20 protein-coding genes are annotated in these 22285 nt (G+C 36.8%); all 20 read left to right on the top strand.

Features of this window, described 5'->3' with window-relative positions; translation table 11 throughout:
- The first annotated feature begins 39 nt into the window (after positions 1-39).
- The 20 genes from SAUT_RS11395 to nuoN all read left to right on the top strand — a co-directional run bounded on the left by SAUT_RS11395 (position 40) and on the right by nuoN (position 22274).
- A complete protein-coding gene (locus SAUT_RS11395; protein ID WP_013327637.1) occupies positions 40-198 on the top strand; it encodes a hypothetical protein in 159 nt (52 codons plus the stop codon).
- On the top strand, positions 199-666 hold the full coding sequence (locus SAUT_RS09330; RefSeq protein WP_013327636.1) for a hypothetical protein: 468 nt from the start codon (positions 199-201) through the stop codon (positions 664-666).
- The gene (gene nfo / locus SAUT_RS09325) at positions 667-1560 is read left to right on the top strand and encodes a deoxyribonuclease IV (RefSeq protein ID WP_013327635.1); all 894 of its coding nucleotides are present in this window, start codon (positions 667-669) and stop codon (positions 1558-1560) included.
- A 41-nt stretch (positions 1561-1601) separates the two neighbouring features.
- The gene (locus SAUT_RS09320; RefSeq protein WP_013327634.1) at positions 1602-2849 is read left to right on the top strand and encodes an OmpP1/FadL family transporter; all 1248 of its coding nucleotides are present in this window, start codon (positions 1602-1604) and stop codon (positions 2847-2849) included.
- Between the two features lie 8 nt (positions 2850-2857).
- Positions 2858-4594: an ATP-binding protein gene (locus SAUT_RS09315; RefSeq protein WP_013327633.1), complete on the top strand. Its 1737-nt coding sequence runs from the start codon at positions 2858-2860 to the stop codon at positions 4592-4594.
- Between the two features lie 221 nt (positions 4595-4815).
- Positions 4816-5205, top strand: coding sequence for an NAD(P)H-quinone oxidoreductase subunit 3 (locus tag SAUT_RS09310; RefSeq protein WP_013327632.1), 390 nt, complete (start codon positions 4816-4818; stop codon positions 5203-5205).
- Positions 5187-5696, top strand: a complete 510-nt coding sequence (locus SAUT_RS09305) for a NuoB/complex I 20 kDa subunit family protein (RefSeq protein ID WP_013327631.1) — start codon at positions 5187-5189, stop codon at positions 5694-5696. The genes SAUT_RS09310 and SAUT_RS09305 overlap by 19 nt, the downstream gene beginning before the upstream one ends.
- Position 5697: 1 nt before the next feature.
- Entirely contained in the window at positions 5698-6504 is an 807-nt protein-coding gene (locus tag SAUT_RS09300; RefSeq protein WP_013327630.1) for an NADH-quinone oxidoreductase subunit C, read from the top strand.
- 13 nt (positions 6505-6517) lie between these two features.
- A complete protein-coding gene (nuoD, locus tag SAUT_RS09295; protein WP_013327629.1) occupies positions 6518-7759 on the top strand; it encodes an NADH dehydrogenase (quinone) subunit D in 1242 nt (413 codons plus the stop codon).
- Complete coding sequence (locus SAUT_RS09290; RefSeq protein ID WP_013327628.1) at positions 7759-7983, top strand: NADH-ubiquinone oxidoreductase subunit E family protein; 225 nt, start codon at positions 7759-7761, stop codon at positions 7981-7983. The genes nuoD and SAUT_RS09290 overlap by 1 nt, the downstream gene beginning before the upstream one ends.
- A gap of 9 nt (positions 7984-7992) precedes the next feature.
- Positions 7993-10029 (top strand): FAD-dependent oxidoreductase, encoded by a 2037-nt coding sequence (locus SAUT_RS09285; RefSeq protein WP_013327627.1) that lies wholly within the window; start codon positions 7993-7995, stop codon positions 10027-10029.
- Positions 10030-10041: 12 nt separating this feature from the next.
- Positions 10042-12285: a 2Fe-2S iron-sulfur cluster-binding protein gene (locus SAUT_RS09280; protein WP_013327626.1), complete on the top strand. Its 2244-nt coding sequence runs from the start codon at positions 10042-10044 to the stop codon at positions 12283-12285.
- Entirely contained in the window at positions 12285-14771 is a 2487-nt protein-coding gene (locus SAUT_RS09275; RefSeq protein WP_013327625.1) for an NADH-quinone oxidoreductase subunit G, read from the top strand. The genes SAUT_RS09280 and SAUT_RS09275 overlap by 1 nt, the downstream gene beginning before the upstream one ends.
- A gap of 3 nt (positions 14772-14774) precedes the next feature.
- Positions 14775-15764, top strand: coding sequence for an NADH-quinone oxidoreductase subunit NuoH (gene nuoH / locus SAUT_RS09270; RefSeq protein WP_013327624.1), 990 nt, complete (start codon positions 14775-14777; stop codon positions 15762-15764).
- Positions 15765-15775: 11 nt separating this feature from the next.
- Positions 15776-16393 (top strand): NADH-quinone oxidoreductase subunit NuoI, encoded by a 618-nt coding sequence (gene nuoI / locus SAUT_RS09265; RefSeq protein WP_013327623.1) that lies wholly within the window; start codon positions 15776-15778, stop codon positions 16391-16393.
- Between the two features lie 12 nt (positions 16394-16405).
- Positions 16406-16972, top strand: coding sequence for an NADH-quinone oxidoreductase subunit J (locus tag SAUT_RS09260; protein ID WP_013327622.1), 567 nt, complete (start codon positions 16406-16408; stop codon positions 16970-16972).
- Positions 16969-17277, top strand: coding sequence for an NADH-quinone oxidoreductase subunit NuoK (gene nuoK / locus SAUT_RS09255; RefSeq protein ID WP_013327621.1), 309 nt, complete (start codon positions 16969-16971; stop codon positions 17275-17277). Before SAUT_RS09260 ends, nuoK begins: the two co-directional genes overlap by 4 nt.
- 3 nt (positions 17278-17280) lie before the next feature.
- Positions 17281-19203: an NADH-quinone oxidoreductase subunit L gene (gene nuoL, locus SAUT_RS09250; protein WP_013327620.1), complete on the top strand. Its 1923-nt coding sequence runs from the start codon at positions 17281-17283 to the stop codon at positions 19201-19203.
- 3 nt (positions 19204-19206) lie between these two features.
- A complete protein-coding gene (locus SAUT_RS09245; RefSeq protein WP_013327619.1) occupies positions 19207-20766 on the top strand; it encodes an NADH-quinone oxidoreductase subunit M in 1560 nt (519 codons plus the stop codon).
- Positions 20766-22274, top strand: coding sequence for an NADH-quinone oxidoreductase subunit NuoN (gene nuoN, locus SAUT_RS09240; protein ID WP_013327618.1), 1509 nt, complete (start codon positions 20766-20768; stop codon positions 22272-22274). The genes SAUT_RS09245 and nuoN overlap by 1 nt, the downstream gene beginning before the upstream one ends.
- Positions 22275-22285: the final 11 nt, after the last annotated feature.

The raw sequence follows: 22285 nt of genomic DNA, 5'->3' as shown, positions 1-22285 counted from the left end.
TATAATTTCAAAAAATTTAAGCTAGAAGGATAATGCAAAATGGCACAGGTACCCGAAGATATAGGTTGTTTAAATGAAAAATGTATTGCTAAAGATGAGTGTAAAAGACAGCTTATTGCGAAAAACGGCACAGCACGTGAAATAAGAGAATTCGGCGGAACTCCGACAAAAAAATGTGGTAAGTTCATACAAAAATAGATGAAATATTTTTTAGTAGTTTTTGTTCTTTTTTTGAGTGCCTGCAGCATAAAAAATTATGAGCATACAAGTGCTAAAATAGTAATCATAAAATCTCCAAAAATAAAATTCTCCGACATAGGCTATGTAAGACATACAAAAGATGCCATAGAATTAGAACTTTTTGTAGCAGGGCATGTGTATAAACGCATTCATATAAATCATTTGATTTGTGTGGATAACGGATGTATGAGCAAAAGCAGTTTTAATCAAGAATATTTGTCCGGGGCATATCCCTCTTCTTTACTGCAAAATATTATTTTGGCAAAAGAGATATATAACGGCAAAAACAGCTTAAAGCAAGATGATGGATTTATACAGAGAATAAAAACTTCAGATGTAACTATAAAATATATTGTAAACTCCCGAGAAATTTATTTTAAAGACATGCAAAATCATATACTCATAAAAATTAAGGAAGTAAACTAAATGACAAGCCGTAAATTTGTAGGTGCACATGTAAGTGCGAGCGGAGGTGTTTATAATGCACCTCTTAATGCAAAAGCAATAGGGGCAAAAGCTTTTGCCCTGTTTACAAAAAATCAAAGACAGTGGGTTGCAAAACCGCTGGATAGTGAGACAATACAAAAATTTAAAACTGCATTGCAGGAGAGTGGTATTTTGCCTCGCCATGTACTTCCGCATGACAGTTATCTCATAAACTTGGGACATCCCGAAGAGGAAAAACTTGAAAAATCAAGAGCGGCTTTTATAGATGAGCTGGAACGATGTGATGCACTCGGGCTTGATAAATTGAACTTTCATCCCGGCAGCCATTTGGCAAAACTGACAAAAAAACAAAAAGAAGATGCTGCTCTTATGCAGGAGATTGAAAACAAATGTTTAGATGTTATAGCTGAGTCAATTAATATTGCTCTGGAGAAAACGCAAAATGTAAAAGCAGTTATAGAAAATACGGCAGGACAGGGAAGTAACCTTGGCTACAAATTTGAACATCTGGCATATATTATAGACAGGGTTGAAGACAAATCAAGAGTCGGCGTTTGTATAGATACCTGCCATATGTTTACAGCAGGTTATGATATACGAACAAAAGAAGCATATGATAAAACATGGAATGAGTTTGGTGAGACTGTAGGTTTTGAGTATTTAAGCGCTATGCATATTAATGATTCAAAACCGCCATTGGGCAGCAAAGTTGACAGACACCACTCTTTAGGTAAAGGTGAAATTGGACTTGATGCATTTAAGTTTATAATGAATGATGCGCGCATGGATGATATACCGCTTATACTGGAGACAATAGATGAAACTATATGGCCCCAGGAAATAAAACTTTTATACTCTCTTGAAAATAAATAGTGTAATATGGTCGGTTTGATTTTTTTAAGGAAGAAATGAGCATGAAAAAAATAGCGTTCATGTCACCTGTAGTAAGTTCGCTTTTAATAGCAGGCGGATATAAAATTCCTGAAACTTCAACAAATGCGGTCGCTCTTGGTGCAGCCAATATTGCACATAACCAAAATAATGCAGACGCAGCATATTATAACCCGGCAAAGATGATTTTTATGTCTGATGAAAATCATATAGAAGCTGATTTAAATTATATTCATATTAATAAAGAAGATTATAAGCCTACTTCTGGGAATATACTGCGTTCGGAGAATGAAAATTTTTATATTCCTAGCCTACATTATGTTTCCCCTAAACTTGGTAACAATAGTGCCCGAGTAGGAGTTAGTATTGTATCTCCAGGAGGGCTTTCTAGAAAATGGAATCAAGAACCGGCAAAAACTTCTGCCCAAGAATTTACTCTTGAAGTTGTCGAAGTAAACCCAACGGTTGCTTTTACAATAAATGAAAAACTTGGTTTTGCAGTTGGGTTTAGAGTTGTTAATACAAAAGGTGTTGTAAAAAGTGATGGGACAACAGATATTGACCCTGGTGAAGGAGTAACCTTAAGTAAGGTTGCTCGTAATATGACAGGAGAGAGTACTGATTTTGGATATAATTTAGCACTTTCATATCAGCCAATTTCAAATTTAGAACTTGGATTAACATATCGTTCTAAAATTGATTTAAATCCTGAAGGAAATGCAAAACTCACTTCAACTGCCGGTTCTTTAGTGTATAATGGCCCTGCAAATGTTAGTGTTCCTTTACCTGCGGCTATTAATGCTGCCATTGCATATACTTTTATAACAAAAACAACGTTAGAAATTGTTTATGAAAGAACATATTGGTCGGCATATAAAAGGTTGGATTTTACATATGATACAAGCATAAATCCGACGCTTAAATCGATATTTGGTACAGTAAAACCAAAAGAGTGGAAAGATACAAATACATTTCGTTTTGGTCTCACACAAGAACTTAAAAATATGACACTTATGGCTGGTTTAGTTATAGATGAAGCGCCTGCCCCTGAGAAAACCATAGGTTTTGAACTGCCCGATACCGATACTGTATCTGTTTCATTAGGCGGACGTTATAAAATAAATGATAAAATAGACCTAGGATTATCTGCACTCTATTCGATGCATGATAAAAGAACCGTTTCTTCTTCAGTAAATGACAATGGTCTTGATGGAGAATTTACAGACGGCGATGTTATAATCATCTCTGCCGGACTTGGTTATAAATTTTAAGGAAATAATTGAAAACATTAGTTAACTTTTTAAACGAAAAAGAGATTGAAAAATCGGAAATATTTATACATCTAAAGTGTAGTATAAATGAAGCCAAAATACTTCAATATATAGCACACAGGTATATGAAAGGGCAGGATGATGTGCTTGTTCTTGATTTGCTGCAAGATTTGTATAAGAGTGAAAATTATGAGCATTTAGAGCATCTTAAAGAACTTAAAAACTTGCTTGAACTCGGATGGCTGCATCAGCAAAGTTTTACACCCATTAAAATTGCAGATGTGACACCGCTTGAACTTTTAAATACGGCTGTGGGACTGACTCCTGCATTTTTAAAATTGTTACAAGACGGAACACTTGATTTGGATTTACCGGAAATAAAGCCTTATTCTGACCATTTGGAATATCTGCAGGATCAGTTTTTCAGAATAGAGCTCTATCAAAAGATGAGTGTGATTCGTCAAAATGTACATGAACATTCGCTTGGTATTGACAGACTGCAAAATAAACTTAAACTGCTTGAAAAACGTATAGAAGAGCGGGTAAAACAGAGTTCTGAAAATCTTGTTTTGGATAAATTTTTCAAACAAAAGAAAATGAGTAATTATGAGCAGGTAATATTTATTGCCCTGCTTCGTGAAGAGTATGGCTCGACTGATTCATCGCTTAGAGAGATGAATACACTTATAGATTTAATATCTTTAGATGAATATGAACGTATCAAAAACCGCTCACTTCTTGAGGAAGGTTCAAACCTTTTAAGTAACGGTATTATAGATTATGAAGAGATGTTGAATCCTTTTGGCGGTATCAGCCGTTCATTTTATATTGTAGATGATGTGCTTCAAAGTATTATTCATCCTCAAAAAACGAAAAAAGTAACACGGCTTAAATTAAATGCTTTAGTTGAAGAACAGGATATTTTTGAACTTGTTGAGCCTGAGACTTCTTTAGATGATGTGGTCCTTAATGACAAAACAAAAGAGACACTTCAAAACTTGATGAAACAGGTAGATAAAGATGTAGTTTCACGCCTTGTAAAATGGGGAATTAAAGAGAAAAAGAGCGGTATAGATGCGCGCATAATTTTTTATGGACCTGCGGGAACCGGAAAAACAATGACAGCATACTCTTTGGCAAAATCACTTAAACGTCAGGTTTTGGCTTTTGACTGTTCTAAAATTCTTTCTATGTATGTGGGTGAAAGTGAAAAAAATGTTCGCAAAATTTTTGACACCTTTTATGAACTCAGTGAAAAAACAAAAACAGAGCCAATACTGTTACTAAATGAAGCAGATCAGTTTTTGGGTGCGAGAAGCAGCGGTAATATAACAGGCTCAGATCAGATGCACAATCAGATGCAAAATATCTTTTTAGAGCAGATTGAGAATTTTCGTGGTATGCTTATAGCAACAACAAATTTACTTGAAAATATAGATAAGGCATTTTCAAGACGATTTAATTATAAAATTGAGTTTAAAAAGCCCGATAAACAACAGAGACTTGAACTTTGGAAAAAAATGCTGCCTAAAGAAGCTCCATATGAGGAAAGCTTTAATGTAGAAGCACTTGCCGAATACTCACTAACGGGTGGACAAATCAGTCTTATAGTTAAAAATACAGCTTATAAAGTTGCAGTAAGAGAAAAACCTCTTTTTACACTCAAAGATTTTATAGATGAAATCAAGCGTGAAAAAAATGCAAATTTTGACAGTGAAAAATCAATGGGCTTTTTAAATAAATAAACCTTCTCTTTGCTAGTGTTGCGATAAGTGACATTTGGCATGAGTTATCCTCCACAAAACTTTTTTTTAATATTCATTTTGCTATAGTGCAGTAACTGTTTTTTCTAGTAACAAAATGAAAAAGAGCGCGAAACGGCTGCTGTTTATCATCGTTAGAAGACAAATATAAAAACTAGGGATACTTTTTATAAGTATAACTTGTAAAATAAAAGGTAGGTTATATGGAGCATATTAGTACTGCAAATCCGTATTTTGGGGTATTTGTACTATTTGTTATAACATTTGGTGCATTTATTACGACGACTGTAATAGCTCGATTGGCAAGTCGTGCATTGGCGCGTAAAGACAGCGAAAAAATTAAGCTTTCGGTTTATGAATGTGGACCTGAAATTACAAAACAACCAAATAGAGTTTCACCACAGTTTTATCTGTTTGCATTACTCTTTTTACTGTTTGATGTTGAAATCGTATTTATGTTCCCTTGGGCAGTAGATTTTAAAGTTCTTGGTTGGTTCGGTTTTGTTGAGATGCTGATGTTTATAATATTGTTAGCAATCGGTTTTGTATATGCATGGAAAAAAGGAGCGCTAGAATGGCACAACATAAAGTAAATTATACACAAGACGGCGGCTTGCCAATAGCTCTTACCAGTGTAGATAAAATTGTAAACTGGGGACGTTCAAACTCTCTTTGGGCGTTGACTTACGGTCTCGCATGCTGTGGTATTGAAATGATGGCATCAGGTGCTTCAAGATATGACTTTGACCGTTTTGGAACAATATTTCGTGCTTCGCCTCGTCAGGCTGATGTTATGATTGTTGCGGGAACTTTAACAAAGAAGCATGCTGAATTTATTAAACGTTTATATGACCAAATGACTGAGCCTAGATGGGTTATTTCCATGGGTTCATGCGCAAACACAGGCGGTATGTTTAATACATACGCAACAGTACAGGGATGTGACAGAATTATTCCTGTTGATTTGTATCTTCCGGGTTGTGCACCGCGTCCTGAAACATTACAGTACGGTGTAATGTTACTTCAAAAGAAAATTCGTGCAAACAAAGCAGGCAATGCACAAAAAGCTAAGAGGTTAATGTAATATGAGAGCGTATAAAGCTAAAGATGATGTACAGGCAAAAGCATATTATACAGACAGATTTTATGTTGCACCGCAAGTACCAAAAACGTCTGTTGAAGAAGATGCAGTTTTTTCAAGTGATTTGGCTGCTATTAAAGCAAAGTTTGAAGTAAAAGATGCCTATATTCAAGTAGAACAAATGGTGGTGTATATTAATGCACATGACATTTACGGTGTTCTTGAATTGATGAGAGATGAGTTGGCATATACACAGCTCTCAGAAATGTCGGCGATTGACTGGTTGGCAAAAGATAATACTTTTGAAATTTTTTATCAAATGCTTTCTATGACAAAACGTAAACGTATTCGTATCAAATATTTCATTGAAAATGGTCAGGCTGTTGATTCTGTTGAAAAACTTTTCCGTTCAGCTGATTGGGCTGAGCGTGAAATGTTTGATATGTTTGGTATTGAAGCAAACAATCACCCGTTTATGAAACGTATTTTAATGCCGTATGACTGGGAAGGATTCCCTCTTCTTAAAACATATCCGCTTGAAGGTGATGAGTTTGCCGCTTGGTATGAAGTTGATAAGATTTATGGAAAAGAAGCGCGTGATATCATCGGACCTGAACTTCGTGATACTGCAAGAGTAGACAGATATGATTCTGAACGTTTTGCACGTCTTGGGCATGAAGTTCCTAAAGGAACGAAGATTACTGGTGACGAACCGGCAGTTACACAATCCTATCAAGAAGAGGGTGGTGTGTTTATGGTTACAAAATTAGATAAAGAGTCATCAAAAGTAATTGATGATCCACAAAGATAGGGTGGTATAAAATATGGCACAAGTAAAAAACAGACTAACACCGTTTTTTGAAAATATTACATTTGACAGAGACGATAATGAATTGGTTCTAAACTTCGGTCCACAGCATCCATCTGCTCACGGGCAGTTGCGTTTAATGCTGCATTTACAGCAAGAACAGATTGTAAAAGCACATCCAGATGTCGGATATTTACACCGTGGTATGGAAAAAATGGCAGAAAACATGATTTATAATGAGTTTATGCCGACAACCGACCGTATGGACTATATTGCCTCATCTTCAAACAACTATGGCTTTGCTTTGGCTGTTGAAAAACTTATAGGACTTGAAGTACCTCGCCGTGCGAAAGTTATCCGTATGCTTCTTTTAGAAATTAACCGTTTAATGTCTCACCTTTTTTGGTTGGCAACAACTGCACTTGATATTGGTGCTATGACAGTATTCCTTTTTGCATTCCGCGAAAGAGAATATTTGATGGATATCATAGAAGGGTATTGTGGAGCAAGACTTACACATGCGGCTATTCGTATAGGTGGTGTTCCGTTAGATATTCAAGGCAGCTTTTTACATCAACTAAGAGTATTTTTAAACAAACTTCCTCAAAATATTAAAGATTATGAAGATTTACTAGATTCTAACCGTATTTGGTTAATGAGAATGGAAGAGGTCGGAACTGTTTCAACTGAGATGGCACTTTCATGGGGTTGTACAGGTCCAATGCTTAGAGCTTCAGGCGTTGCATGGGACATTCGTAAAGAAGAGCCGTATGAATTATATGATGAAGTTGAATTTAATGTTCCTTTTTCAGATAAAGGTGATAACTTTGCGCGTTACCGTATTTATATGGAAGAGATGAGAGAATCTGCGAAGATTCTTTACCAATGTATAGAGATGTATGAAAAATGTGAAAAAGACGGTCAGACTGAATTAATGGCACATGCGCCGAAGTATATTTCAGCGCCTAAGCTTGATATTATGACACAAAACTACTCATTAATGCAGCATTTCGTCCTTGTAACACAAGGTATGAGACCACCGGTAGGTGAAGTATATGTTCCAACTGAATCACCAAAAGGTGAACTCGGATTTTACATTAATTCTCAAGGCGGACCGTATCCTTATAGACTCAAACTACGCGCACCGTCATTTTGGCATACAGGAATACTCACTGACCTTTTACCGGGTCACTATATTCCGGATGTTGTATCAATCATTGGTACTACAAATATTGTATTTGGTGAGGTTGACAGATAATGAAACGATATGATTTAAGACACTTGAAAGATAATTTTGAACCTCGTATGAAAGAGATTTTAGAAGAATCTCATAAGCCGACGGAAACATTAATATTCCTTTTTGAAATTGGTGATTTTTCTCCGATTCAAAGAAGTGCTGATTTAGTAAAAGAGTGTGGGTGTGAACTGTATAACTCATTAAAATTTAACGAAGTCGACTGGACTATCGTAGTAAAAAAATAGGAATTGAATGTGAGCAAAGTATATTTTTCTACTTGGAATGGTGAGCTTGTTAATAACATCGGCAAACCTCAAGAAGAGTGGGAAGAATCAGCTTATAATTTACCAGCACAATATGATGATCACCGCGATTCAAAAGCTTTTATAGGCTGGGACGGTGTTTCGTTATTTAATGAGGATGTGGATGTTATCCGTTTGGCAATGGAATATGCTGCACAGTATCAAGTTTATTCAGAAGCATGTGGAAGATGTGCGCCTGGAAGATGGGGCGGTCGTATTTTATATGACCAGCTTGATAAAATCGCTCGTGGTGAAGGTGAAATAGCTGATTTAGACCACTTAAAAGAGATTGGTAAAAGTATGCAGATTACTTCTAAGTGTGAGATTGGAAAAACAGTTCCGAATCCTATTTTAGATTTAATGACACACTTTGAAGAAACATTTTTAGAATGTATCAACGAGAAGAAAAAATCGAAACATTATGATGATTCCATCGGTTATATCGCTAAGATAACAGCACCGTGTACGGATGCCTGTCCTGCACATGTTGATATTCCGGGTTATATTGAAGGTGTAAGAGATTTGCGTTTTGATGATTCACTTGAAGCGACACGTCAAACAATGCCGCTTGCACATACGTGTGGACGTGTATGTCCACATCCGTGTGAAGATGCATGTCGTAGAACAAATCTTGATGAGCCTATTTCAATCATGGCACTTAAACGTTTGGGTGCAGATTGGGAAACAGACCATGAATACGAATTTTTTCATCCGATGGAGAAAAAACCACCGGTTGATAAAAAAGTAGCAGTTATCGGTGCAGGTCCTGCAGGACTCACTACTGCTTACTATTTGGCAGCTGAGGGTGTAGAAGTTGATGTATATGAAGACCTTCCTGTTCTTGGCGGTGAAGTAGCCGTTGGTGTTCCAGAATATCGTATGCCTGTCGATAAATATAATCAAGATATAGAATGTGTCCGCGATATGGGTGTAAATTTCATCACAAATTCTAGAATTTCAGCAGATGATATGCGCAGATTTGAAAAAGAGTATGACGCTACTATGGTTGCTGTTGGTACTAGGATTTCAAAAAAAGTACGTTGTGAAAATGAAAGACCGGAGATTAAAGGTTACTGGGGAGCTATTGATTTTCTTGATAAAGTGAATCTTTATGAAAAATATGGTTACACAATTTCAAAAGAAGAACAAGAAGAGAATCTTTTAACAACTGACTATGTGGATTTGACTGGTAAGACAGTTGTTTGTGTCGGTGGTGGATTTACATCTATGGATGTTGTGCGTTGTGCTATTCGTGCAAATGCGAAAAAAGTCTATATGATTTATCGCCGTGATGAGAAGACAATCATACGCAATACAACTTATGAAGAGTATCATGAAGCTGTTGAAGAGGGTGTTGAATTTCTTTTCCATTCTGCTGTAAATAAAATTACAACGGATGAAAATGATGTTCTTACAGAACTTCTAATTGACAAATTTGAGCTGGTACCTGATCCAAATGGAGGACGTGCACAACTTGTAAAAATTGAAGGTGAATCTTATACGATAGAAGCAGATTACCTTGTTCCTGCTGTTTCTCAATCAGCTGATTTGGATTTATTACCTGAGGAGTGGGACATTGAGATGACCTCATGGGCTACTATTAAAACAAATGGTAAAGATTATATGACATCACGTAAAGGCATCTTTGCCTCAGGTGATTGTGAATACGGTCCTATGACAATTGTAAATGCAGTAGGTCAAGCCAAACGTGCAGCATCGGTAATGTCTCGTTATGTTCAAACTGGTGAAGTAAGTTTAACGGATGATGAGATTATGGAAGATCATTTGAGTAAACTTAAAGTTTATGACAAAAAAGAAAAAGTAACAGGCTGGCTTCCGGGGCTTCCTCGTGAGCATTCATCTGTATTAGATGTTGAAATACGTAAACATAATAATGCAGAAGTCAATCTTGGATTCACCCAAGAGCAAGCTTTAACTGAATCTGAGAGATGTATGCGTTGTTATTATATAGCAATGGTACAGGCATAAGGGAGGCTGTGAATGAGTAAAATTATTAATTTTAAGATTGACGGCAAAGATGTCAGTGCAGCCAAAGGTGAAACAATTTTACAGGCTGCCAGAAAAAATGACATCTATATTCCTACTATGTGTTACATTTCTAAAACAACGCCGTGTGCATCTTGCCGTATATGTTCTGTAGAAGTAGAAGGCGTGGACGGGTTTATTCTCTCATGTAATACACCGCCGACTGAAGGCATAGAAGTCAAAACAAATTCAGCTGAACTTGAAGTTGAGCGTAGAAATATTATGAAACTCTATGATGTAAATCATCCACTTGAATGTGGTGTGTGTGATAAATCAGGTGAGTGTGATTTACAAAATATGACACTGGAATTTAATGTATCACAGCAAGAATTTTCAGCACGCGACCAGCTTAAAAAAGTTCAAGACTGGGGACTGATAAATTATGACCCTGCGTTATGTATCATGTGTGAAAAGTGTGTTCATGTATGTAATGAAGTCATAGGAGATGATGCCATTGAGGTAAAATTCGGTGGATACTCGTCTGTTATTATTCCTAAGAATGCTGAGACGCTTGATTGTACTTTTTGCGGCGAGTGTATCGCAGTTTGTCCAGTGGGTGCACTTGTGAGCAGTGATTTTAAATACACTGCAAATGCATGGGAACTTTCACGTGTACCTTCAACCTGTGCGCATTGTTCTGCAGGTTGTGCATTAGAGTATGAAACACGTCATAGCGGTATTAACGCTAATGATTCAATATACCGTGTAAAGAATAATTTTGAGTTTAATTCACTCTGCGGTGCAGGGCGTTTCGGCTTTGATTTTGAAAATCGTGCAGGTAAAGATGAAGTTGCATTTAAAAAGGCTGTTGAAGCGATAAAAAATGCAAATGCAATTCGTTTTTCTTCTATAATTACGAATGAAGAAGCACATATATTACAGCTTTTTAAAGAGAAGTTAGGAATAAAACTTTTTAATGAAGATGCACGTTTGTATGGTGAGTTTATGTCAGCATATAGTACAGTGAGCGGGAAACTGCATCACAGCGGTTCTATGGATGCTGTTAAACAGGCTGATGCTGTTATAGTAATTGGTACCCGAATAGCAACTGATAATCCGATGGTACGATATGCCGTACGAACAGCTTCACAGCATAACGGCGCTAAAATTGTCTATGCACATCCGCTTGAAGATACTTTGATGAAAAATACTGCAACGCAGTTTATGAAATATGAAGTAGGAACAGAAGAGGGCGTTATGGCACTCCTTGCAAATGAACTTCTTAAAAACAGTGATGTAGATGAACAGACAAGAGCATTTTTAGATGATTTAGACTTAGGCTATCTTGAAGCTGAAAGTAATGTAGGTGATGATGAACTTACATTGATGACAAAGTCATTTAAAAGAGCAAGAAATCATGTACTGGTGATTGGGAGTGATGTTTTTGCTCACAAACGTGCAAAAAATATAGCAAAACTGGCAGCTTTAATTGAAAAATATACTGATTTTTCATTAGTTATTGTTCCAACAGAAGTTAATTCTGCAGGTGTTGCACTTACATGTAAACTTGATGTTGATGAAAATATAAGCAATGTTGTTGCTTATAATGCTGAAGGTGACTTTATAATGTCATCATTAAAAGATTCAGACCTGGCAATGCCGGCACTTAATCAGGTAGAGGGAACAGTTGTGAATGTTGACAACCAGATACTGCCGTTAAATGTAGCACTTTCATTTAAGGGTTATACTTTAAATGATATAGCGAATGCGTTGGGCTTAGCCAAAGAAAATACGATTGATTATACAAAAGAGCTAGATACCTCTAAAGGTTTTAAATCAATTGCATTTGATGACTTGGAAAATTTCTTAACACCTCACGGTGAAGATAAAAGAGGTTATATTTTAGATGAAGTATTATGTGAAATGGATTCAAAAATAGAAGCGATTGAAGATTTGCCGGAGTTTAACGGTACTGTGATTTACAATTGTAACCCTGTGCTGCAGTTTAATGAGTTTACAAATAAAGCACATCAGTTGGAAAAAGATACAAATTTGAGAGGTTCGGCGCAATTTGCTGCAGCTGCACGAATTGCGGACGGTGATGTTATCCAAATTAGTTTTGCATCAAAGACTCTGCAGAGAGTATTTAAGCTAGATGATGAACTAAAAGGAACTATAGCACTCAATCCTACCTTTGATTTAGGTCAGGATTTCAGCAGATATAGATTTGAAAAATCCAAAATAGTGAGAGTAGTATAATGAGTAAAATTACTATAAATATTGACGGAAAAGAAGTACAAACGCAAGAGGGTGAGTATTTATTAAATGCTGCCCGTGCCAATGATATTTTTATCCCTGCAATATGTTATTTGACAAGATGTAGTCCTACATTGGCTTGTCGTATATGTTTAGTAGAAGCAGACGGCAAGCAGGTATATGCTTGTAATGCCAAAGCCAAAGACGGTATGAGCATAACAACTTCTACAGAGACAATAGAAAAAGAACGCCGTGCGATTATGGAAGTATATGATGTTAATCATCCACTTCAATGTGGTGTTTGTGATCAGTCAGGAGAGTGTGAATTACAAAATTATACACTGCATATCGGTGTAGATGCACAACACTATACTGTTAAAGATGTAGATAGAAGTTCTCATGATTGGGGACATCTCCATTATGATCCGGGTCTTTGTATTGTTTGTGAGCGTTGTGTGACTACATGTAAAGATATGATAGGTGACAACTCATTAAAAACAATTCCTCGCGGCGCAGATGCACTGAATGCTGAGTATAAAGGTCAGATGCCAAAAGATGCTTATGCAATGTGGAATAAGCTTAACAAATCACTTATCGGTCTGACAAACGGTACGGATGTTCTTGATTGTACTTCGTGTGGAGAGTGTGCTGCTGTTTGTCCGGTCGGTGCTTTGGTTGACACACATTTTATGTATAAATCAAATGCATGGGAGCTTAAACAGATTCCTGCAACCTGCGGGCACTGTTCTGCAGGATGTCAAATATCTTATGATGTTAAACATGCAAGTATCGAGAATCCTGAAGATAAAATCTACCGTGTAATGAACGAATGGAATTATGTTTCACTGTGCGGTGCAGGTAGATATGGATTTGATTATCAAAATGCCGATGCTACTAAAGATGAAGCTGCATTTGCTAATACAGTTGAAGCCTTTAAAAAGGCAGACACTATTTGCTTTACTTCAACTATTACAAATGAAGAAGCATATCTGCTTCAGAAAATGAAAGAGAAATTCGGTTATAAGCTTGTAAATAATGAAGCAAAAGCATTGCAGACATTTTTAAATAATTACAGTCAAATCAGCGGTAAAAAGCTTTACGGCAGTGATTTGGAAGCGGCACATCATGCAAACTTTACTATCTCAATAGGAAGTGCTTTAAAAAGCGATAACCCGAATGCCAGATATGCTTTAAACAATTCAATGACGGTAAATAAAGGTGCAGGGCTTTATTTCCATCCGGTAAAAGACCCTATTATTGAAGGTCTGGGTAAATCTATTATGACAGTAGAACATGCTCCTCTTCAAGAAGAAGCGGCTTTATACCTTGTTCTTGACTTATTTGCAGATAAATCAAAACTGCCGTCTGATATTGTCGAATATCTTGCCTCTTTTCATTCACAAAAAACTGTAACGGTTGAAGAAGTTGTGAAAGAAAAAGTTGTGGAAATTGTCAAAGAGATGAAAGTAAATGAAGAGACAGGCGAAGAAGAAGAGGTTGAAGTAGAAAAATCTAAGATGGTTTCTACTAAAGTTTCAAAAGAAGTTGAAGTTGATGATAACAGACTTTTAGAAATTCTTGGTGCTGATGATAAATTTATGGAAGTTTTAGAGAAAAATCTTAAGAAAAAAGATACGTTTGCTTTGATGGCAGGACCGGATCTTTATACACATCCAAATGCCAAGAATTTAGCGCGTTTGGTTGCTTTGATTGAAAAATATTCTGATTTTGAATTAACAATGATTCCGTCATTGACAAATTCACTCGGTGTTGCCCTTATTTGTGAACTTGATGATGAAAAAGGTGCCTATACCGTCGGTTACAATACAGAGGGTGATTTTGTACTTTCAGGTCTTGGTGACGGCGATTTGGATATGCCGGCTATAAATCAACAAGAGGGAACCTTGACATCTGTAAATAAGCGTGTTAATCCGACAAATGCAGCTATAGGGTATGGCGGATACGAATTAAACGACATTGCTAATGCGCTTGGATTTGAAGCCCAGAATGTGATTGACTATACGGTAAAACTTCCAACAGCGTCAGGATTTAAAGCCCAAGAGTTTGACAATCTGCCAAATCATTATGAAAATGACGGTACAGAAGTCAGAGGATATGTGTTAGAAAATGTAGCAGTCACGCCAAGTGGTGATGAAAGTGTAGAAAAATTCAGTGAAGATAAGCTTGAAGGGTGTATAATCTACTTAGCTAATCCTGTAAGACAATTTACAGGTTTCACATACAAGACGAAAAATCTTGATGAAGTAAGCGGTATTTATATGAGTGAAGAGTACTTATCTAAAACTGATTACAATGAGGGTGATGCGGTTACAATTAAAACTGCAAAAGGTGAACTTACTGCAAAAGTTGTAAGTGACAATAAAATTGCGGGTGACATTATAGTCTTACCGACATTTGACAAAAAATTAAACTCAGAAGCACTCTTTGACGGATACCGTTTTAGTACAGCTTCAATTCAAAAGGGGTAATATATGGATACAGCATATTTAATTGAAACGATAATAAAAGTCGTTGTAATCTTACTTATATTTTCTGCATTAGCGGGTATTGGTACATATTTTGAGCGTAAAATACTTGCATTTATGCAACGCCGTTTAGGGCCAATGTATGTTGGACCATACGGATTGTTGCAGGTTGCAGCAGACGGTGTAAAACTTTTTACGAAAGAAGATATTATTCCTACGAATGTTGTTGGACCTGTATTTAAACTTGCACCGGTAATTACTGCAGCAACTGCATTCATGGCTGCAGCAGCGATTCCATTTTTTCCACAATTTACGATCTTTGGTTATACGGTACATCCAATTGTGGCTGATTTGAATATTGGTATTTTATATATTTTAGGTGTAATGGCAATTGGCTTATACGGACCACTCCTTGGTGGTATGGCTTCAGCAAATAAATTTGCTCTACTTTCAGCAGCACGTACAGCAGCTGTGTTTATCTCTTATGAAGTTGTGAGTGGGTTAGCAATTTTAGCACCTATTATGATGGTTGGTTCATTATCATTGATTGATTTTAACAATTATCAAGTTGGAGGTATTAGCCATTGGATAGTATGGACACAACCTGTTGCATTTATTTTGTTCTGGATCTCTGCTTTTGCTGAAACTGGTCGTACACCTTTTCACCTCATTGCAAATGATCATGAAATTATTGATGGTTTTGGTACAGAGTATTCTGGTATGAGATGGGGTCTTTTCTTCATCGGTGAATATGCAAATATGTTCTTTATCTCATTTGTAATTCCACTTATCTTTTTAGGTGGATATGGTGATGGTAGTCTGTTAGGAGCGTTAGGATTGATAGGCAAAGTTGCATTTTTCTTTTTCTTCTTTTTATGGACAAGAGCTGCTTGGCCGGATGTAAGACCGGATCAACTTATGTGGTTGTGTTGGAAAGTTTTAATGCCATTAGCCGTGATTAATGTAGTAATCACTGGTTTAGTGATGATGTTTTAAGGGGATAATGAATGAAAATGGAACAATTTAATGACAGAAATGTAGCTGATAATGGTTACTTTTTAGTTGATATTGAAGATTATCCTACCGATGGCTGGGGTAAGTTTAAGCGTGTTGTAAAGAGAAGTTTCAAGGGTGAACTTTTTGTTGGTTTATGGGTTGTGCTTCGTGAAATGATTCGGTTCGATACTCACACAGTAAAATACCCGGAAGAAAAAATGCCTATCGGTCCTCGCTACCGTGCAGTGCATGAAATGAAAAGACTTTGGGAAAGTGATACCGAGCGTTGTATCGGCTGTGGTCTTTGTGAAAAAATCTGTATCTCTGATTGTATTCGTATAGATACACGAATAGATGAAAACTCACGTAAAGAGGTAAGTGAATATACGATTAACCTAGGGCGCTGTATTTTCTGCGGTTATTGTGCAGAAGTTTGTCCGGAGCTTGCAATTACACACGGCGGCGAGTATGAGAATGCATCAGACCAGAGGGAACATTTTCTTCTGTTTGAAGATATGTTAACACCGATAGATAAAATGAAAGCCGGAAAACAGCTTGAATTTGAAGGTTTTGGTGCGATTACACCACATGAAGATGAGCGTGTTAAAAAAACACCTCTAGCATATTAAGGAGTTTGGATTATGTTTGAAGCGGTAGCGTTTTACTTGTTTGCATTTTTAACGATTGCGATGTTTTACATTACAGTAACAACAAAGCAGGCGTTGTATGCATTAACTGCATTGGCAGCGGGAATGATTTTTATATCGGCATTTTTCTTTATTCTGGGTGCTGATTTTTTAGGTGCGGTGCAAATAATAGTTTACACCGGTGCGGTAATGGCTCTGTATGCTTTTGGTATGATGTTTTTTGATACGACAAGAGAAGTCAAAGAGAAGCAGGGAAATAAATACATCATCGTTGGACTTTCAACATTGGCGGCAGTTTTAGTGGTTATTATATTTGCAGCGCCTATGGTGTCTGAAAATATAGTAGCACTTTATCCTGCAATTGACGGCGTCGGCAATACGCAAGAAGTCGGTTTAGTACTTTTTACAAAATACCTTATACCATTTGAAGTAGCTGCAATTATGCTGCTTGTTGCAATGGTTGCCGGGATTGTACTTGCAGGTAAAAAAATGGATCTTTCAATTACGCTTATAAACGATGCTGAGATTGAAGAAGAAAAAAATAAAAAGGTGCTTTCATGATGGAAATAGGCTTAAACCATTATCTAGTTTTATCTACTATTTTATTTGCTATTGGTTTAGTGGGTGTTATGCGTAGAAAAAACCTTCTTTTGCTGTTTTTTGCAACTGAAATATTATTAAATGCAGTCAATGTGGCTTTTGCTGCTATTTCACATTATTATGGTGATTTGACTGGGCAGATGTTTGCATTTTTTGTAATTGCTATTGCTGCTTCGGAAGTTGCAGTCGGTCTTGGACTCCTGATAGTATGGTATAAACGCCATAATTCAATAGACTTAGATGCATTAACAACGATGAAAGGATAAAGAATGGAAAAATATTTATATATAGCACTCTTTGCTCCGCTTGTTAGTTCTTTGTTCTCAGCACTTTTTACGGCTACTCCAAAGAAACTTTTTACAGGTATTGTGGCAAGTTTACTGATATTAACTTCATTTGTTGCAAGTACAATACTTTTAATGTATATACTTAAAGGCGGAGAGCCTGTGCATGTAACAATGATGACATGGATGGCTACAGGTGATTTATACATTCCTTTTGGCTTTGTGGTGGATCAGATTTCTGTGACTATGATGATGGTTGTAACACTGGTTTCTACTGTTGTGCATGTTTACTCGATTGGGTATATGGACCATGACAAAGGATTTAACAGATTCTTTGCGTGGCTTTCAGCTTTCGTTTTTTCAATGATGGTTCTTGTTATGAGTGATAACTATGCAGGTCTTTTTATCGGTTGGGAAGGTGTCGGTCTTTGTTCTTGGGGACTAATCGGCTTCTGGTTTCATAAAAAGAGTGCTACTTGGGCAGCCAATGAAGCATTTATTATGAATCGTATCGCTGACCTTGGTATGCTTATCGGTATCTTTTTAGTATATTGGCACACAGGGACACTTCAGTATGATGAAGCATTCGCTGTAATGCCATCACTTGATAATGCAACATTGACATGGATGGGAATATTTTTGTTTATTGGTGCTATGGGTAAATCAGCACAGTTTCCACTGCATACTTGGCTTGCTGATGCGATGGAAGGTCCTACACCGGTATCTGCACTTATTCACGCAGCAACAATGGTTACGGCGGGTGTTTATCTTGTCGTGCGTTCAAATGAACTCTACAGCCTGATCCCAAATGTAGGTCTCTTTATTGCCTCTCTTGGTGCTTTTGTTGCAGTATTTGCAGCGTCTATGGCACTTGTAAACCGTGATATGAAAAGAATTATCGCTTATTCTACACTTTCACAGCTGGGTTACATGTTTGCAGCAGCAGGGCTTGGTGCTTACTGGGTTGCACTTTTTCACCTAATGGCACACGCATTCTTTAAAGCACTGTTATTCTTAGGTGCAGGTAATGTTATGCATGCTATGCATGATGAACTTGATCCGTTTAAAATGGGTGGATTGAAAAAAGTAATGAAGTGGACATGGATTATGATGACGATTGCTTCATTGGCACTGGCAGGTATCTTTCCATTTGCAGGTTTCTTCTCAAAAGATACCATTCTTGAAGCTGCGTTTGCAGAACATCACTTTGTGATTTACGGTGTACTTCTTTTCACTGCAGGTTTAACAGCATTCTATTCATTCAGACTTGTCGCACTTATCTTTCATGGGGAAGAGCGTTATAAAATTTTTGGAATTCATCCACATGAAGCATATAGATTTATGCTTATTGCAATGAGTCCATTACTGATTTTAGCTATGATTGCCGGAATTTTTAAAGAGCCTTTCTTTAACATGGTAGAAGAGATACTTGGTGCTGCTGAGTATCATATACATTCTCATACAACAGCATTAATTATGCTTGTAGGAACACAAATTTTTGTTGCTTTGGCTATTCTTTATGCATACAAAAAATATGCAAACAAAAAAGTTACAGTTCCAGACGGTACAAGTGTGGTAGAAAATTCATTTATATATAAATTATTGTTCAATCAATACTACATTCCTTACTTTTATGAAGAGTATATAGTAAAACCGTATAGAGAACTTTCAGAAGTTTTCTGGACAAAAGTTGATTTAAAAATAGTTGATGCAACTGTTGATGGGATTGCAGGTATTGTTTACGGTACCGGTGAGAAAACAAGGCAAATGCAAAGTGGTAATTTATCTACTATGCTTAAATGGATGGTAGCAGGTCTCGTTGGACTGCTGTCACTCGCTGTAGTGTTCGGACTTGCAGCAAGATATTCTGATGAGATTTTAGCATTCTTGTCAGCTTTAGGAGTTTAGTATATGTTAGATCATATTTTATCGTTATTAATTTTCTTTCCGGCCTTAGCAGCTGTGTTTGGTTTTATGATACAAAAAGAGAGTATGCGTGTATACGGTGTCTCAGTTGCTGCGATTGAGTTTGCACTGGCATTGTGGTTGTGGTATGTCTTTGACGGCAGCGTATCAGGTATGCAGTTTATGGAAAGTCTTCCGTTAGTTCCCTCTTTTGGAATAAATTATACCTTAGGGGTTGACGGTATTTCAGTATTTATTATTATACTCTCAGCATTTTTTACACTGCTTGGAATCGGTTCTTTGACGGACACTCCAAAAGTGAAATATATGATTATTACTCTTTTGTTTTTACAAATGACGATGGTCGGTGTATTTGCTGCACTTGATGCTATTGTATTTTATATATTTTGGGAACTTTCACTTGTACCGATGCTTTATATTATCGGTGCATGGGGTGGACCATTGCGAATATATGCTTCTATAAAATTCTTTTTATATACTTTTGCAGGTTCACTTGTAATGCTTGTAGGTATGCTTTTTATGGCATATTTTTATTATCAGGCAACAGGTGTTTGGAGTTTTGCTCTTTTAGACTGGTACAGACTGATACTGCCTGAAACTTTTCAGCTATGGCTTTTTGCGGCATTTTTCCTTGGCTTTGCTATTAAGGTGCCTATGTTTCCATTTCATACGTGGCTGCCATATGCACACGGTCAGGCACCGACAATCGGTTCTGTGATTCTTGCGGCAATTCTTTTAAAGATGGGTACATATGCATTTGTAAGATTTTCATTGCCGTTATTTCCGGATGCATCGGCATTTTTTATGATTCCGATTGCGATTATAGCCATCATCATGGTTATTTACACGGCAATGGTTGCTTATGCGCAAAAAGATATTAAGCAGGTTGTTGCGTACTCTTCTATTTCTCACATGGGTATTATTATACTGGGAACATTTGCTTTAAATGTTGAAGGTATTTCAGGTTCTATCTTTTTAATGCTGGGTCATGGTGTTGTAGCAGGTGCGCTGTTTTTGCTTGTCGGTGTCATTTATGACAGACGTCATACAAAACTTATGAGTGAATTCGGCGGTTTGGCACATGTTATGCCTAGATATGCAACAATATTTGGAATTATGATGATGGCTTCAGTTGGTATGCCGCTTACAATTAACTTTGTAGGTGAATTTTTATCTCTGCTCGGCTTTTATCAGCAGTCACATATTTTGACTCTTTTAGCAGGTACCGGTATTATCGTCGGTGCTATCTATATGCTCGCAGCATATAAAAAAGCATTTTTTGGTGAAGTTACAAATGAAAAAAATAAAAATCTGCCGGATATTAACAAAAAAGAATTGTTTGGTTTAATACCATTGGTGATTGTAGCGATATGGCTGGGTGTATATCCAAAACCTGTATTGGAACCAATCAACAACAGTGTGAAATCAATTGTGCAGTTAATGCATAATAAATCTACGACAGAGTTAGCTAAAGAGAGAATTCCAAATTTAGTGAAACCAAAAGTTGTAGTTATTGAAAAAACTATTATAGAGGAGGTTCACTAATGTTAGCGCCAATAAATATTTCGATGGAGTCATTAAATGTAATGACTCTTGCTCCTATGCTGATACCTGTAGTAGGTGCACTGTTAATCTTAGTGATTGACGTTATCAAGGGTGGCCTTCACAAATCACTCTATGTAGTACTGAGTTTACTCTTTTTAGCGATGGACTTCTTCTCACTGCTTGATGCTTCTGCACTGTTTACTCAAAACGGTACCGTATTAGGTATGTTTGATGTTATGCTGGTTGACGGTTTGGCTCTTTTAGCTCAGTTTGTGATTGTTATTGCTTCGATGCTTTTTATTCCATTGGCATTGACACATAAGCGTTTCCATGAATTTTCATATCCTGAGTTTTTTGCACTCTTTTTGTTTATGATTTCAGGTTTCCAATTTATGGTGGCAACAGATAACATTATCTTGGTCTTTGTAGGGCTTGAAACATCATCTCTAGCGCTTTATACATTGATTGCTATGCATAACCGTGATAAATCTTTTGAAGCAGCAGTCAAATACTTTACAATGGGTGCATTAGCAGCCGGTTTTTTCAGTTTTGGTGCGATGATTTTTTATGCTCTAACTGGTTCAGTAGAAATAAATAAAATAGCTTTAGTCCTGGCTGCAAACGGTTATGCCGATATCGGTTATGTACTTGTCGGTGTTGCCTTTATGCTGGCTGCATTTGCTTTTAAACTTTCACTTATTCCGTTTCATACGTGGGCACCTGATGTGTATGAGGGCTCATCTGCACCAATGGCAGGTTATATGTCAATTGTACCAAAAATAGCTGCTTTTGTAGTTGCTATGAGATTTTTTGAATTTTTGGTGCATAGCGGTATCGTATGGCTAGACATAGTTTTATATGCATTTGTGATTATTACAATGACAGTAGCAAACATGTGGGCGCTGGTACAAACAGATGTGAAGCGTATGCTGGCATACAGTTCTATTTCACATGCAGGTTTTGTTATGGCTGCTATTTTGATAGGGACGACACAGGCCAACAGTGCACTCTTTTTATATTGGGTTCTGTTTACATTTACTAACCTTGGTTCGTTTTCTATGTTGTGGATATCACGTCAAAAAAGTATACCGGAACATCAAATGTCAGATCACTCTTATGATAAATTTGCAGGTATGATTAAAACTGCACCGGTAGCTGCTATGATAATGGGTCTTTTTATGTTGAGTTTAGCAGGTGTTCCTCCATTTGCACTCTTTTGGGGTAAAATTTATTTAATCAGTTCAGCAGTAACAAGCGGATATACAGTCCTTGCGCTTATTATGGCCCTGAATTCTGCAATAGCAGGTTATTATTACTTAAAATTGATTGTATATATGTTTATGAAAGAACCGGTTATGGGTAATGGTGGGCATATGTATGTTGCAAATGCTACATTGGCTCTTAAAACTATTATCGGTATAGCGGCAGTAGGAACTATATTTGCTTTTGTTGCAATAAACCCGCTATTAGAGTTTATTACGGCTTTTGTATATAATAGTGGATACTAATAGTCAGTTAT

The organism is Sulfurimonas autotrophica DSM 16294 (assembly GCF_000147355.1).
Classification (GTDB): Bacteria; Campylobacterota; Campylobacteria; order Campylobacterales; family Sulfurimonadaceae; genus Sulfurimonas; species Sulfurimonas autotrophica.
Note: the sequence above shows the minus strand (reverse complement) of the source record. Positions and strands in the feature narration are given on the sequence as shown.